Here is a 15,411-nt window from a genome sequence, read left to right as displayed (position 1 = left end):
ATCCCCACAGGTCTCTGTCGGACGGAACAGGAACGGTGCCGGTCGGCGGCTGCCGGGCCGACCGTACGGATCAAGGTCTTCTGTCCGGTGCGGTGGACGGCGGGGGTGAGGAGCAGCCGGGTGTCGGGAGCCGTCAGGCGATGATCGGGACCACGGCCTCCGGGGTCAGCATGCGGAAGGTGAACGACTGCTGGAAGTAGAGCCGGATGTCCGTCGCGTCGTGATCCTGGTAACCGATGGAGAGGTCCTGGCCCAGGCAGAGCTCGAAGTCGCCGCCACGGGTGGACAGCAGCACCCCGCCGGCGACGGCCGGTGCCCACAGGATCTGGTCGTCCAGCAGCCGCGCGAGATGGGTGGCCACCGGATAGCCGTGGTCGGACGTCTCGGTCGCCTCGGTGAACGCGTCGGCGCCGAGCAGCAGCCGGTACGGCCCGTCGACACCGGCCAGCCGCAACTGGGTCAGAGCCTGGCTCACCGTGGCCGGATAGTCCCGCGCATCGGCGGGCAGCGGCAGCGGAGCGTGCGAGGAACCGTCCCGCAGGCCGGTGATCCCGGCCGCCGCGTACCCGTCGATGACGGCCATGTCCTCGGCGAACGCACAGGTCCGGGCAGCATCCTTGACGGGTTGCCAGTCGCTGTCGGCGGAGCCGCGCTCGACGTCGTCGACGGCCGCCCGGGTCACGGTGAACGGCACCCGCCATTGGATGAGCGGCATCGAAGTCCGGGCCCGGGCGATGACATCCGGTGCCGGCGGATCGATGTCGCGCAGATGGCCGTCACTGACCGCCGCGAGCTCCGGTCCCTCCGGATCCGACACATCGATGACGCGACGGCCCGCCAGATGACGGCTGAAGGTGCGCCGGGCCTCTTCTTCGATCTGGTCCCAGGCGGCTTCCGTGACAGGAGCGAGTTCGCGGTGGAGGTTGTTCATCACTGGGCGCTTTCTTGCAGGCTGCCGATGTGCAGCGAACCGTTCCCGTGGCCCGCCGGAACGGGGGCCTGCGCCACCGGCGCGGACGCCGGCTGCGGCACGGACTCGGTCCCGGACAGGGTGGGGGGCGGCGGCGGGGCGTCGAGGAAGTCGGCGCTGGGGGCGTGGAAGAGGGTTCCGGTGACCGCGGTCGAGAAGTCGAGAATGCGGTCGTACGTGCCCGGTGGACTGCCGAGGAACATATTGCGGAGCATCTGCTCGGTCACGTCCGGATCGGCCGCGTAGCCGATGAAGTACGTACCGAACTCGCCCTGTTCGAAGCTGCCGAACGGCATGTTGGCACGCAGGATCTCGCGCGCGGAGCCGTCCGGCGCGGTGAGGGTGTTCAACGCGACATGGGAGTTGGGGGGTTTGACGCTGTCGGAGAGTTCGACGTCGTGCAGCTTGGTGCGGCCGATCACCCGCTCCTGCTCCTCCGTGCTGAGCGCGTTCCAGGTGGTCAGGTCGTGCAGATACTTCTGGACGACGACGTAACTGCCCCCGGCGAAAGCGGGATCGGCCGATCCCACGAGTGCCGCTGCCTGTGCGGCGGCTCCCACCGGGTTCTCCGTCCCGTCCACGAATCCGAGCAGATCCCGGTGGTCGAAGTACCGGAACCCCTGGGTCTCGTCGATGATCCGCACCGCGCCGTCGAGCCGGGTGAGGAGCCGGGAAGCCCACTCGTAACACACGTCCATCCGTTCGCCCCGGATGTGGAGGAGCAGGTCGCCGGGGGTGGCGGGCGCGTGGTGGCGTGCTCCGCGCAGCTCCCGGAACGGATGGAGGCCCGCGGGCCGGGGCCCCGAGAACAGCCGGTCCCATGCGTCCGAGCCGATACCTGTCACACAGGCCAGACCGGCACCGGGCATCCGGAAGTCGATGCCCCGGGCGAACGCCGCGAGGTCGGGCAGCACGTCGCGGACGGCGGGCTCGCCGCCCGCTTCGATCGTGGCGACCAGGATCAGTGCGGCGGTGGTGAGCGGCGCGACGACGGGCTGGGTGGTGACCGGGTCCGGGACGGCATCGGGCATGCGGCGGCTCCGAGGAGGTGGTGGCGGCAGAGCGGCGCCCCGCCGGCGCAGTACGGCAACAGCACTCGCTGCTACTTACGCACGGCTTCGGTCCCGCCGCACGCCCGGTGACCCGCCCGGGCGAAAGGGCGCTCCGGGTGTCAGCCGGTGGAGACCTCCGACCGGTCGCCGCCCCAGAGGGTGTGGAAGGAGCCCGGCCGGTCCGTACGCCGGTACGTGTGCGCGCCGAAGAAGTCCCGCTGACCCTGGGTGAGCGCCGCGGGCAGCCGGTCGGCGCGCAGCCCGTCGTAGTACGAGAGCGCGGCCGCGAAGCCGGGGGTCGGCACCCCCTGCCGTACCGCCTCGGCGACCACCGCCCGCCAGTCGTCCTGCGCCGCGCCGATCTCCGCGGCGAAGTCCTGGTCGGAGAGGAGGCTCAGCAGCTCCGGACGCCCGTCGTACGCCGCCCGGATCCGGTCGAGGAACGCGGCCCGGATGATGCACCCGGCCCGCCAGATCGCCGCCACCGCACCGAGATCGATGTTCCAGTCGTACGCCTCGCTGCCCACCCGGATCTGGTGGAACCCCTGCGTGTACGAGACGATCTTGGAGGCGTACAACGCCTGCTCGACCCGGTCGGCGAAGGCCGCGGCCTCGGCTCCGGAGAGGGGAACGGCCGACGGGCCCGGAAGTTCACGCGCGGCCTCCCGCAGATCCGCGTGGCCGGAGAGCGAGCGGGCGAAGACGGCCTCCGCGATACCGGAGACCGGTACCCCGAGATCGAGCGCGATCTGCACCGTCCAGCGGCCCGTACCCTTCTGCTCGGCCCGGTCCTGCACGATGTCGACGAAGGGTTTTCCGGTGGCTTCGTCCGTGTGGGCGAGAACCTCGGCCGTGATCTCGATCAGATACGAGTCGAGCCGCCCCTCGTTCCAGCTGCGGAACGTCTCGGCGATCTTCGTGGGGGAGTAGCCCGCCACGGTGCGCAGCAGGTCGTACGCCTCCGCGATCAGCTGCATGTCCGCGTACTCGATACCGTTGTGCACCATCTTCACGAAGTGCCCGGCGCCGTCGGGGCCGATGTGCGTGGTGCACGGGGTGCCGTCCTTCGCCTTCGCGGCGATCTTCTCCAGCAGTGGCCCCAGCGATGCGTACGACTCGGTGGAGCCCCCCGGCATGATGCTCGGTCCGTTCAGCGCACCCTCCTCGCCGCCCGAGATCCCGACGCCCACGAAGTGGATACCGCGCTCCCGCAGCTCCTTCTCACGGCGGCGGGTGTCCTCGAAGTGCGCATTGCCGCCGTCGATGATGACGTCACCCTCCTCCAGCAGCGGGGCGAACTCCTGGATCACCGCGTCGGTCGGATCGCCCGCCTTCACCATGATGACCAGCCTGCGAGGACGTTCCAGCGCCGCCACGAACTCCTCGGGAGTGTGCGCCGCGACAAATGTGCCCTCGTCGCCGAACTCCTTGACCAGGGCATCGGTCTTTGCAGTCGTACGATTGTGCACCGCGACCGCGAAGCCGTTGCGGGCGAAGTTGCGGGCGAGGTTACGACCCATCACCGCGAGTCCAGTGACGCCGATCTGCGCAGTGCCGCTCATATGTGTGCTCCTGCAATCTGTCGAGGATGCCGGGATGACCAGTATGGATACGTGCCGCGCGGATGGCCTGTTCACGCAGCCCGCACCGGCCGGCGGGCCGCGGGAGAACGCGCGTGCGAGCGACCGGGGATCCGGCCGGTAGGACCAAGAAGTGGTCGAACAGGGGCTTCACCCGATGTGTTCCTCGGCCTCGTCGTGCGACCTGTCCACGACCCGTTGAGGCCCTGCTTCCCGCTCCGGCCGGAAACAGCCGTTCAGGTGAAGAAGCAGATCCGGCCGCATCAGCCCTCGTCACCGGCGACGCCGGCCGATCCGACCGGACGACCGCCCGCGGCCGCGATACCCGCCGAACCGGCAGGATCACGATCCGTGCCCGCGCTCCGTGAGCAACTCCGCGAGCCGGTCCATGAATTCGGTGAGACGGTCCAGTCGCGTTCCGCCGCGGGCCCTGCGGAATCCGTGGCGGCGGCCCCAGAACGCAGCCTGGACGGCGTGGAACTGGGCCCAGCGCCGGGTGCGTTCCCGATCAAGTTCTGCGGCCCGGGCGAAGACGTCCAGTGTGCGGTGGACGGCCTTGCGCAGGTCGTCCGCCTCGATGAGGGTCAGCGCGCGCGACTTGAGGAGCGTGCCGCCGTCGTAGGCGGGGTCTCCCGCGTACCCCTTGGGGTCGACGGCGAGCCACGGCTCACGGGTGGCGCGCAGGATGTTTCCGGCGTGCAGGTCGCCGTGGACGAGGATGTCCGGCTGGACGCGGCCAAGCTCGCGGGCGGTTGCCACTGCGGCGTCCACCACATGAGGCGACAGCGTGTGCGTCAGCTCCCCGGCATCCTTGCGCAACTGTGCCTCCCAGGCGTCGGCCCGATCCCGTAGCCGAGGCAGGCCGGGCGGTGCGGCGACGGCCAGCCGGCGGCTGACCCGCCCCGCGACCTTCGCCACCTCATCGCCGTCCTCGACCTCCGCCAGGGTCGAACTCCGGACCCGTTCCAGCAGCATCGCGAAACGCTCGTCGTCACGCTCGTGCAGCAGCACGGCTCCGCGACCGCCCCACGCCGCGAACGCGTCCGGCTCATGGACGTTGCCGGGATGCGGAAACGACACCTTCAGCACAGCGGCGCCCTCGGCCCGCCGTCGCACCGGGACGATCACCCCGACACCCCCGTGCATGACCTCGCCGTCCGGTACGCACCCCCAACGGCCGAGCAAGTGGTCCACGATCCGGGGCAGTTCGGCGAGCCAAGCCGCGCCAGGTCCTCCTTCACGTGCGACGGTGCTGCGTGTGAACGTCTCCGGGATCACGATCATTCGGGCACCCTACGCGGTGGTCCGACGTCACCCACAGGCCCGAGCCGATCCCGACCGTTCGCACATGACGGCGCCGGTCGAGGGGGCCACGGAGCTGCCGCGGTCACGGAGAGCGACCGAGGTGGGTCGCCGGCGGGGACGCGGCCAGGAAGTTGCGCAGGACCCGGTAGGCGATGAGTCTTTACGTGCGGTACGTCTCAGTGGGCTCGTCCGCCGGACAAAGGAGCGCTTCGCATGAGCTTTCGCCTGAAGCGGATCACCCGCGAGGAACACCTGGCCTTCATCAGGGACCGGCCCTCGGTGAGCCACATGCAAGTGCCCTCGTGGGGCGAGGTGAAGCCGGACTGGCGGGCGGAGAGCCTGGGCTGGTTCGACGGGAACGGCGGTCTCGCCGGGGCGGGCCTGGTGTTGTTCAGGCCGTTGCCCGGGCTCAGGCGCTACCTCGCCTATCTGCCCGAAGGACCGGTCATCGACTGGGATGCGGCAGATCTGGAGCAGTGGCTGAAGCCGATGCTGGAGCACCTGAAGGGCCGGCGGGCGTTCTCGGTGAAGATGGGGCCACCCGTCGTCGTCCGGCGCTGGGACGCGGAAGCGGTCAAGAGAGCCATCGCCGACCCGGCGGCCGGACGGCTGCGGGACGCCGAGGCGACCACGCACGAGCCGCGGGCCCTGGACATCGGTGAGCGGCTGCGCCGGATGGGCTGGCAGCGGACCGAGCCCGTCGGCGAGGACGGCTTCGCCGCCGGTCAGCCGCGCTATGTGTTCCAGGTGCCGTTCGCCGGCCGGTCGCTCGAGGAGATCCACCAGGGGCTCAACCAGCAGTGGCGCCGGAACATCAAGAAGGCCGAGAAGGCAGGCGTGAAGGTGGTGGAGGGCGGCTACGACGACCTGCCGGCCTTCCACGAGATCTACGTCGAAACGGCCGAACGGGACCGGTTCGTCCCGCGTCCGCTCTCCTACTTCCAACGCATGTGGACCGCACTGAAGGCCGAGGACGACGGCCGCATGCGGCTCTACCTCGCCCACCACGACGGCGAGGTCCTCGCGGCGGCCACGATGCTGACCGTCGGCCGGCACGTCTGGTACTCCTACGGGGCGTCCACCGGCAGAAATCGCGAAGTCCAGCCGAACAACGCAATCCAGTGGCGGATGATGTCCGACGCCCACGCACGCGGTGCGAGCGTCTACGACCTGCGCGGCATCACCGACACCCTCGACGAGAGCAACCACCTGCTCGGCCTGCTCCGCTTCAAGGCCGGCACCGGGGGCCAGGCCGTCGAATACCTCGGCGAGTGGGACTTTCCCCTCAACCGTCTCCTGCACAAGGCCCTGGGCCTCTACATGGCCCGGCGCTGAGCGCGGAACCTGAGGGCGCCCCGCGCCGTGGACACCGGTCCGGACCGCGGGAAGCCGGCCCGGGCGGGTCCGGTCGAGTGGCACTCGAACGGCCCCATGCGGCAGATGAGTACGAGGTGTGCGCGGAATGCCGCTGTCGAGTTCATCGGCCACGACGAGTTCGAGCGGCCGGTCGCCGGGTCGACAGAACAAGGACGGACGGAGCAAGGTCTGCTCCATGAACGATCTTTCCGTGCCACGTCTGCCGGCCGGCTATCGGAGCCGGCCCGCGTCCGTCGCCGATGCCGGCGAGATCCACCGACTGGTCGCCGCCTGTGAGCGCGAGCTGCTCGGCAGCGCCGAGACCGGACTCGACGCCGTCACGGCGGACCTGGTACGACCCGGACCGGGTGCGGCAGTTGACACGCTGCTCGTGTACGGGCCGGCGGGGGAACTGGCCGGCCGGGTATGGCTGAACGGCGGCCGGAAATGTGCCATCGATGTCCACCCCGGTCACCAGGGGCGTGGCTTGGGTGGCCGGCTGCTCGACTGGGCCGAGGACCGGGCGCGACGGGCGGGCAGCGGGCGGCTCGCCCAGACGGTTTCCGGCAGCGATCGGGCAGCTGTCGCGCTTCTGCGCACTCGCGGATACGGGCCGTTCGTCACCCAATGGCAGATGGAGATCGTCATGCCCGCCGAGCCCGGGGTGGCCGAGACGCCGGAGGGCATCACGGTGCGGACGTTCCGGCACGGAGACGAACGAGCGGCCCACCGGCTGACCGAGGACGCGTTCGACGAGTGGCAGCAGCGCCGGAAGTCCTACGACGAGTGGGCACGGCTCACCGTCGAGCGCCCCACGTTCGCGACGGCGGCTTCGCATATGGCCTTCGCCGGCGACGAGATGATCGGAGCTGTGCTGGCCCTGGACACGCAGAGCTCCGCCGAGGGATACATCGACCGGGTCGCCGTCAGAGCCGATCACCGGCACCGAGGGATCGCAGGGGCCCTGCTGCGGGAGACGTTCCGCACCTTCTACCTGCGGGGACAGTCGACTTGCACGTTGTGGACCCATTCGGGGACCAGCGCGTTGCCGCTGTACGAACGCGTGGGCATGACGGTCCGGCGCACCTCGGCGGTCTACGGGAAGGCCCTCACCACCGGGTGACGCTCCGGACGGCGGCCGCCGACGAGCGCCCTTCCGCCTTTTCGACCCGGCTCTCGTGGCAGGGCGGGCGCGCCCACTCCTCACAGGTGTTTGGCGCACGGGCTCTCACCGCGTGGCCGCCCCTTTCGGGAATGAACACCAACCTCCCGTGAATGGTGGGGAGTTCACCAACTCTTGACACCTTCTCAGCGGCGGCGCAACACTGGCACCGCTTTGGAGAGCGCTCTCCCGCGTCATCCCGGTCCGTATCGGAGAGGGCGGGACTCTCCGCGGTGCACCATCCAGCTCCACTCTCCCCCCACCGTGCACCCGATGTGTGCGGACGAAGAGCGGCATGGAGGTCCGCATGGCCGAAAGACTCTTCCGTAGAACCACGCTGGTGTCCGCCCTGGTATTCGTCGCCTCGCTGGCCCTCGTGGTCATGGGGCTCACGGCGATCACGGACGCCGGCCGCGCCGACGCGGCCTCGAGCGCCGCCGAACCCGCCGCGGTGACCCACGCGATGCAGGGGCACCTGATGGCGGCCGCGCAGCCGGTTCCGTCCGGCGACGACCCCGATGGAGACGGCTACATACCGGCGGATCCGCCGGTCACCGGTGTCCAGCCGTCCACCGATATACCCCCGCACCGCTACTTCCACGAGTTCCAGGCGAACTGCTCCGTCGACCACACCGCCTCGGACGATCCGATCGTCTTCCCTGGACAGCCCGGCAAGTCGCACAACCACACGTTCATGGGGAACGACACCACCGACGCGGTCAGCACCACCGCGTCGCTCGGTTCCGGCGGCACCACCTGCAAGGCACCCGGTGATCTGTCCGCCTACTGGATGCCGACGCTCTACAACGGCGACCAGGAAGTGCGTCCGGTCGGACCGCAGACCATCTACTACAAGGCGGGGGTCACCGACTACACCAGTGTGCGGCCGTTCCCCAAGGGGCTACGTTTCGTCGTCGGCAGTCCGATGCAGACGGCCGACCAGTTCCGTGACCACCCCGGCATGGTCGAAGGCTGGGAGTGCGGCAACCAGTACCACAACTACGAGTTCCCGGCGACCTGCCCGACCAGCCAGGACACTCAGCTCAACATCCGTTTCCAGGCTCCAAGTTGCTGGGACGGGAAGAATCTGGACACGCCGGATCATCAGGCTCACATGGCCTATCCGGTCGCCCAGGGGGCCAATCAGGATGTCTGCCCGGTCTCGCACCCGGTGGCGTTGCCGATGATCGAGTTCAAGATGGCGTGGCCCGTCAACGGCGACATGTCGCAGGTGAGGCTGGCCAGCGGCACCGGTCACAGCTTCCACTACGACTTCTTCAACGCCTGGGACGACGCCACCCTCGACGCACTCGTCGACCACTGCATCATCGGCGGTCTCCAGTGCGATGCCCGCGGCTACGACCAGACGAACCCTGAGGCCGGCGCTGCACTGAACGAGAACTACGAACTTCCCTGACCCTCGTCGCTCTCCTTCATGGACGCGCCGCACCCATGAAGGAGAGCGCTCTCCCATTCGCTCACACACCCGCAGGTGACATAGATGAGTCCCGACCCCCACATCCCCACCACCGGTGAACGCCCAGGCGGCAGAGGCCGCGCGACGGCCCGCCTCGCAGTGGCCGCCCTGATCGCGGCCTGTGCGGTCACCCTGCCCTCGCCCGCCGCCCATGCGGCCGGCAGCGTCGTCAGGGTGACCGGTTCGCAGGGCAACTGGCAACTGACCGTCGACGGTTCCCCGTACACCGTGAAAGGCCTCACCTGGGGCCCCGCGGTCGCGGACGCCGCCCAGTACATGCCCGACGTCAGGTCCATGGGTGTCAACACCGTACGGACCTGGGGCACCGACGCCACGACGAAGCCACTGCTCGACGCGGCCGCCGGTAACGGCATCAAGGTCATCGCCGGGTTCTGGCTCCAGCCCGGCGGCGGCCCCGGCAGCGGCGGGTGCGTCAACTACCTGACGGACACCGACTACAAGAACAACATGCTCGCCGAGTTCCCCAGATGGGTCGACACCTACAAGGACCACCCGGGTGTCCTGATGTGGAACGTCGGGAACGAGTCCGTGCTCGGGCTGCAGAACTGCTACAGCGGCGATGCGCTGGAGCAGCAGCGCAACGCGTACACCACGTTCGTCGACGAGATCGCGAAGAAGATCCACGCCGTGGACCCCGACCACCCGGTCACCTCGACCGACGCCTGGACCGGTGCGTGGCCGTACTACAAGAGGAACGCCCCCGATCTCGATCTCTACGCCGTGAATTCCTACGGGGCCGTCTGCGACATCAAGAAGACCTGGGAGGACGGCGGTTTCGACAAGCCGTACATCGTCACCGAGGGCGGTCCGGCCGGCGAGTGGGAAGTGGCGGACGACGCCAACGGCGTACCGGACGAGCCGACCGACGTGGCGAAGGCCGATGGCTACACCAGGGCCTGGGGCTGCATCACCGGGCACCGGGGCGTGGCGCTCGGCGCGACGCTCTTCCACTACGGCACCGAGTACGACTTCGGGGGCGTCTGGTTCAACCTCCTTCCCGCGGGTCAGAAGCGGCTCTCGTACTACGCGGTGAAGAGGGCGTACGGCGCCGACACCTCACGGGACAACACACCGCCCGTCATATCCGGCATGAGCGTCGACAACGCCTCCGAGATCCCGGCGGGCCGCCCGTTCACGGTGAGGGCATCGGTCTCCGACCCGGACGGCGACCCGTTGTCGTACCAGGTGCTCGTCGGCAGCAAGTACATCGACAACAGCAGCCAGCTGACGGAGACCCACTTCACGGACAAGGTCAACGGCACCTTCGAGGTGACGGCACCCGACCGACTCGGTGTGTGGAAGGTCTACATCAAGGCGTCGGACGGCAAGGGGAACGTCGGCATCGAGACGAAGTCGTTCAAGGTGGTCGCGCCGAAGCCCGGCGGGACGAACGTCGCCGCGGGCAAGGCGGCCACGGCGTCCAGCTTCCAGCCGGACAGCGTGGGCTGCCCGTGCCCGGCGGGCAACGCGGTCGACGGATCGCTCGACACCCGGTGGGCGAGCGACTGGTCCGACCAGCAGTGGCTGCAGGTCGACCTCGGTGCGAAGACCGCGTTCGACCATGTGCAGCTCGCCTGGGAGGCCGCGTACGCCAAGGGGTACACACTCCAGACCTCGGACAACGGCCAGGACTGGACCACGGTGCACACCGTCACCGACGGGAGCGGCGGCATCGATGACTTCGACGTCAGCGGCGACGCCCGGTACGTACGCGTGAACGCCTCGCAGCGCGGTACCGCTTGGGGTTACTCGCTCTACGAGTTCGGCGTGTACCGGCGCTGACGGCTTCCCGTCGGATCCGACGGCGAGCTCCGCACACACCGTCCGCGCCGTCCAACTCCCCGCCGTCGGCGCGGTACGGCGGTCCGCGGCGGTCACGGCAGTCCGTGGCCGCCGCGGATCCGTCGCGGGTGCGGTCGCAAGGAATGCCTGTGTATATTCGGAAAACGCCTAGAGGCTCCAGGCGGGGCGCTCCGAAGGGGGAGGCGGATGGCTCGCGCAGGCCTGACGACCGAGCGCGTGGTCGAGGCGGCGGCCGACCTGGCGGACTCCATCGGGTTCGAACGGGTCACGGTGTCCGCCCTGGCGCGCGGCTTCGGGGTGAAGGACGCCAGCCTCTACTCCCACGTCAAGAGTGTGCAGGACCTCCGTGTGCGGGTCGCGCTGCTGGCCGCTGGGGAGTTCGCCGACCGGCTCGGCGCGGCCGTTGCGGGACGGGCCGGAAAGGACGCGCTGGTGGCGTTCGCCGACGCCTACCGTGCCTTCGTGCTGCAGCGGCCCGGGCGTTACGAGGCGACCCAGATCCGGCTCGATCCCGCCGTGGCCGCGGAGTCCGCCGCGTACCATCGCACCATCCGGATCGTCTACGCGATGCTGCGCGCCTACGGTCTTTCCGAACCCGACTTCACCGACGCGGTACGGCTGTTGCGCAGCACCTTCCACGGCTACAGCAGCCTGGAGGCCCGCGGCGGCTTCGGCGCCCCCCGCGACGTGCAGAGGTCCTGGGATCAGTGCGTCGAGGCGCTGCATGTCGTGCTGCGGGACTGGCCGTCCGCAACGGTGGACGGCGGGAAGGGCGGCTGACCGCGGTGCGTTCCGCCCCGGCCGCGCCCTAGGGCCTTCCCCACCCCCGGCGCGCGGACCTCCGACAGGCCCACGGTGCCCGGGGCGCGTGGCTGCGGCGCCGGATGCCGGACGGGCTACGCCGAGTCCCGTACCACCAGCGACGGTTCAAAGATCACTGACGTTGCCGATCCGTCCGGCCGGGACAGCCGCTCGAGCAGCAGCCGGGTCATCTCGGCGGCCATGTTCTCGACCGGCTGACGGATCGTGGTCAGCGGCGGACGGCATGCCGACGCGGCGCTGCTGTCGTCGAAGCCGATCACCGCGACATCCTCGGGCACCCGTCTTCCGTGCTCCCGCAGCACATGGCAGGCGCCCATGGCCATCAGGTCGTTGGCTGCGAACACCCCGTCCAGATCGGGATGTTCGGCGATCAGCCGCTCCATCGCCGCCTCGCCGCTCTCCTGGGTGAACCGGCCCTCGGCGATGGGGACGTACGGATGTCCATGGAGCGCCATCGTGTCCCGGAACCCGGCCAGCCGCTCCTGGCCCGCGGGCACGTCCAACGGCCCGCTGATCGTCGCGATGCGACGGCGGCCCCGCGCCAGCAGATGTTCCGCGGCGAGTTGTGCGCCGTCCCGATGGGCGAGGTCGACATAGCTGATCCGTACCGGCCGGGCCGGGCGGGCGTAGAGCACCGCGGGCAGGCCGGCTTCGGTGAGCAGGGACGGCAGCGGGTCCTCCGCGTGGGTCGACACGACGAGCGCTCCGTCCGCGCTCCCCTGGCGCAGGTACGAGACGACCTCGTCGCGCGCCCGGGAGGTCTCGGCGAACATCAGCACCGGATGCATCCCACGCGGCCGCAGATAGTCGACGACCCCGGTCACCACCCGGCCGAAGAACGGGTCGGCGAAGACCTGGGCCGTGAACGAGGCCCCGCCACCGCCCTCCCCGCTGCCGGTCTTCCCCGGGCCGGCGTCCGGGCCCCCCTCGACGCCCGCGCCCGACACCACCAGCGCGATCGCGTCGGCGCGCCGCGTCACCAGCGAACGGGCGGCCCGATTGGGCGTGTAGCCGGTGAGGGACACCGCCTGCCGCACCGCCTCCTGGATCGCCGGGTCGACATTGCGTACGCCGTTGATGACACGGGAGACGGTGGCGCGCGAGACACCGGCTTCCCTCGCCACGTCCTCCAGCGTGGGTGCACCCACCGTTCGCAGATCATCCGTCATGAGCGCATTTATAGCACCACCGGAGAGCGCTCTCCATCGTCCTCCTGGAGGTTCGGGACTCCCAGGGCCTCCGCACCGCCGTGCCGGGCCGCGTCGGCGGGCCGGCCGACCGTCGTCGTGACCCCCAGCGGAAGATCCCCCGCGGAGCGGCCCGCCAGCAGCAGGTATTCGCCCGACTCCGTCTCCCAGCGGTGCTGTTGTACCGACCAGTGCGCCGCCGCCCGCCCCGGCACCCGCACCACGGCGACCGCCGTCCCGCCGGGATCCGCCTCGACGGCCGCGTATCCGACGAGCTTCCGCACCGGCCGTTCCACCGTCGACCCGGTCCGGGCGAGATAGAGCTGGACGACCTCGCGGCCACGCCGCGGACCGGAGTTGCGCAACCGTACGCGTACGTCGAAGGGTTCACCGGCCCGCACCGCGGCCGGGGCCGTCAACTCCTCGTACTCCCATCGCGTGTAGCCGAGTCCATGGCCGAACCAGTAGGCGGGCGGTGTCCCGGAGCGGAGCCAGGCACGGTAACCGATGTGCAGGCCCTCCTTGTAGTGGAGCCGCCCGTCCCGGTCGGGCCGGGTGTCGAGCACCGGAACGTCGTCCTGGACGGTGCCCCAGGTCGTCGGCAGCCGGCCGCCGGGCTCGGCCCGCCCGAACAGCACATCGGCGATACCGTGTCCGGCCTCCTGGCCCGGGAACCAGGCGAGCAGCAGCGCCGGCACGCCGGTGTGCCAGGGCATCGCGACCGGTCCGCCCGCGTTCACGATCACCACCGTTCGCGGATTGGCCCGTGCCACGGCCCGTACGAGAGCGTCCTGTCCGTCCGGCAGGGCGAGGGTCTCGCGGTCGTGCCCCTCGGACTCGTTCTCCTCGGTGGTGCCCACGACCACCACGGCCACATCGGCCGCCCGCGCCGCCGCCACCGCCTGGGCCAGCGCCGCCGCCGCGTCACCGGCGGGCGGGGCCGCGGCCAGCACCGTCGCCACACCGGAGTCCGCGGCCAGGCCACGTCGCGCCACCACCTCCACCTCGACGCCCGCGGTCAGTTCGACCGACGCGCACCGCAGTGGCGGTGCGACATGGACACGCGTCGGATCGTCGCTGTCCAGCGCGAACGTCCCGGACAGCGCGGCTGTCCCGTCGACGGTCAGCGAGATCGGACCCCAGCCGCCGACCGCCCAGGTCCACGTCCCCCCGGCGCGCGGCAGGACCCGCGCCCGGATCTCCACGGTCGCAGCGCCCTCGACGGTCACCGACGGCTCCACGATGCGCCCGGACAGCCGGTGTTCGGCATGGAGCTCGGCGCCGGAGCCGTCCAGCAGCCTGACGAGCACACCCGGTTCACCGGTGCGCGGATTCCTGGCCCAGGACCGGTCGAGCGGGCGGGGCAGACCGGACGGCGGTAGTCCCGGACGGTACGTCACGGTCGCCCGCGGCTCCGCTCGGCGCAACGCCTCCTCGATCCCCTCCAGCGGTGTCACCACGGACTCGGGGAACACCTCGGCGCTGCCGCCGCCCTGAACGCGGACGGCCGTGGCACGCGGACCGATGACCGCGACGGCGCGCAGCCGCGCGGGACGGAGCGGCAGCAGATCCGCGTCGTTGCGCAGGAGTACCGAACCGGCGGCTACGGCGCGGCGCAGCAGCCCGCGTTGCTCCGCGAGGGGGATCGCGGGCCGTCGGGCCGGCCGGGGCTCACCCAGTGCGCCGACCCGCTGGGCCAGGCGGAGCAGCCGGCGCACCTTCTCGTCGATCACGCCGACGGGTATGAGCCCCCGCTCCACCGCGGTCAGGAGGCCGGCCGCCCACGGGCCGTCCGGGCCCGGCATCGCCAGATCCTGCGCGGCACCGGCGGTCTCCAGCAGTGAACGCACGGCTCCCCAGTCGGAGACGACCGGTCCGTCGAAACCCCAGCCGTTCTTCAGCGGCCGGTCCAGCAGGGGAGAGGCGGACAGAGTGACGCCGTCGACCTTGTTGTACGCGGACATCACCGCCCATACGCCCGCCTCGACAGCGGCCTCGAAGGGGGCCAGATAGACCTCGTGCAATGTTCGTTCGTCGACGCGGACATCGGCGGTCAGCCGGTCCGTCTCGGCGTCGTTGGCGACGAAGTGCTTGGCGGTGGCCGCGACCCCACCGGACTGGATGCCCCTGATCAGCGCGGCACCGGTACGCCCGGTGAGGACCGGATCCTCGGAGAAGCACTCGAAGTGCCGCCCGCCCAACGGGGACCGGTGGAGATTCAGGGTGGGGGCCAGGAGTACGTCGACGCCCTTGCGCCGGGCCTCGGCCGCGAGCAGTGCGCCGAGTTCGGCGACCAGCCCTTCGTCCCAGGAAGCGGCGAGAGCCGTCGGCGACGGCAGGACGAGCGAGGTCTCGCGTTCGTCCCAGGTCTCGCCGCGCACCCCGGCAGGCCCGTCGGAAAGCGTCAGGGAGCGCAGTCCCACGGCCGGTTCCCGGTTGGTGCGCCAGGTGCTCGCGCCGGTCAGCAGGCGGACCTTCCGGCCGAGGTCCAGCCCTCCCAGCAGGGCGTCGATCCCGTCCAGGGGCCGGGTCCCCGGGCGGGCACCGGACTCCTCGTCGTCCGTCATGACGGCATGCCCCCTCACCCCCGGCGCGCTCCCTCCGGAGAGCGCTCTCCCATACATATGGCCTCAGCGTCGCTGGCCGGTGCGAGCCCTGTCAATGGGAGTGGGTCCC

The 15,411-nt window shown here is 70.5% G+C and carries 11 protein-coding genes; 5 read left to right on the top strand and 6 right to left on the bottom strand.

Features of this window, described 5'->3' with window-relative positions; translation table 11 throughout:
- Window positions 1-133: 133 nt before the first annotated feature.
- From ACFVXE_RS28740 to ACFVXE_RS28725, 4 genes are all read right to left on the bottom strand, one after another.
- Window positions 134-931: a family 1 encapsulin nanocompartment shell protein gene (locus ACFVXE_RS28740; RefSeq protein ID WP_389675466.1), complete on the bottom strand. Its 798-nt coding sequence runs from the start codon at window positions 929-931 to the stop codon at window positions 134-136.
- Window positions 931-2,001 (bottom strand): Dyp-type peroxidase, encoded by a 1,071-nt coding sequence (locus ACFVXE_RS28735; RefSeq protein WP_389675465.1) that lies wholly within the window; start codon window positions 1,999-2,001, stop codon window positions 931-933. The genes ACFVXE_RS28740 and ACFVXE_RS28735 overlap by 1 nt, the downstream gene beginning before the upstream one ends.
- Window positions 2,002-2,141: 140 nt before the next feature.
- Window positions 2,142-3,584, bottom strand: coding sequence for an NADP-dependent phosphogluconate dehydrogenase (gene gndA / locus ACFVXE_RS28730; RefSeq protein WP_389675464.1), 1,443 nt, complete (start codon window positions 3,582-3,584; stop codon window positions 2,142-2,144).
- Between the two features lie 360 nt (window positions 3,585-3,944).
- On the bottom strand, window positions 3,945-4,886 hold the full coding sequence (locus ACFVXE_RS28725; RefSeq protein WP_389675462.1) for an aminoglycoside phosphotransferase family protein: 942 nt from the start codon (window positions 4,884-4,886) through the stop codon (window positions 3,945-3,947).
- Window positions 4,887-5,120: 234 nt separating this feature from the next.
- Between ACFVXE_RS28725 and ACFVXE_RS28720 the strand changes: the two genes are divergently transcribed.
- From ACFVXE_RS28720 to ACFVXE_RS28700, 5 genes are all read left to right on the top strand, one after another.
- The gene (locus tag ACFVXE_RS28720; RefSeq protein ID WP_389675461.1) at window positions 5,121-6,242 is read left to right on the top strand and encodes a lipid II:glycine glycyltransferase FemX; all 1,122 of its coding nucleotides are present in this window, start codon (window positions 5,121-5,123) and stop codon (window positions 6,240-6,242) included.
- Between the two features lie 217 nt (window positions 6,243-6,459).
- On the top strand, window positions 6,460-7,386 hold the full coding sequence (locus ACFVXE_RS28715) for a GNAT family N-acetyltransferase (RefSeq protein ID WP_389675459.1): 927 nt from the start codon (window positions 6,460-6,462) through the stop codon (window positions 7,384-7,386).
- 346 nt (window positions 7,387-7,732) lie between these two features.
- Window positions 7,733-8,842: a DUF1996 domain-containing protein gene (locus ACFVXE_RS28710; RefSeq protein WP_389675458.1), complete on the top strand. Its 1,110-nt coding sequence runs from the start codon at window positions 7,733-7,735 to the stop codon at window positions 8,840-8,842.
- An 84-nt stretch (window positions 8,843-8,926) separates the two neighbouring features.
- Complete coding sequence (locus tag ACFVXE_RS28705; RefSeq protein WP_389675456.1) at window positions 8,927-10,705, top strand: discoidin domain-containing protein; 1,779 nt, start codon at window positions 8,927-8,929, stop codon at window positions 10,703-10,705.
- 207 nt (window positions 10,706-10,912) lie between these two features.
- Window positions 10,913-11,506, top strand: a complete 594-nt coding sequence (locus ACFVXE_RS28700) for a TetR/AcrR family transcriptional regulator (protein ID WP_389675454.1) — start codon at window positions 10,913-10,915, stop codon at window positions 11,504-11,506.
- 116 nt (window positions 11,507-11,622) lie between these two features.
- Here ACFVXE_RS28700 and ACFVXE_RS28695 read toward each other — a convergent pair whose 3' ends face one another.
- Together ACFVXE_RS28695 and ACFVXE_RS28690 are read right to left on the bottom strand one after the other, a co-directional pair.
- A complete protein-coding gene (locus ACFVXE_RS28695; RefSeq protein ID WP_389675453.1) occupies window positions 11,623-12,717 on the bottom strand; it encodes a LacI family DNA-binding transcriptional regulator in 1,095 nt (364 codons plus the stop codon).
- An 8-nt stretch (window positions 12,718-12,725) separates the two neighbouring features.
- Window positions 12,726-15,302, bottom strand: coding sequence for a glycoside hydrolase family 3 C-terminal domain-containing protein (locus tag ACFVXE_RS28690; RefSeq protein WP_389675451.1), 2,577 nt, complete (start codon window positions 15,300-15,302; stop codon window positions 12,726-12,728).
- Window positions 15,303-15,411: the final 109 nt, after the last annotated feature.

Source organism: Streptomyces sp. NPDC058231 (assembly GCF_042882275.1).
GTDB lineage: Bacteria > Actinomycetota > Actinomycetes > Streptomycetales > Streptomycetaceae > Streptomyces.
This window is presented reverse-complemented; position numbering and strand designations above follow the sequence as displayed.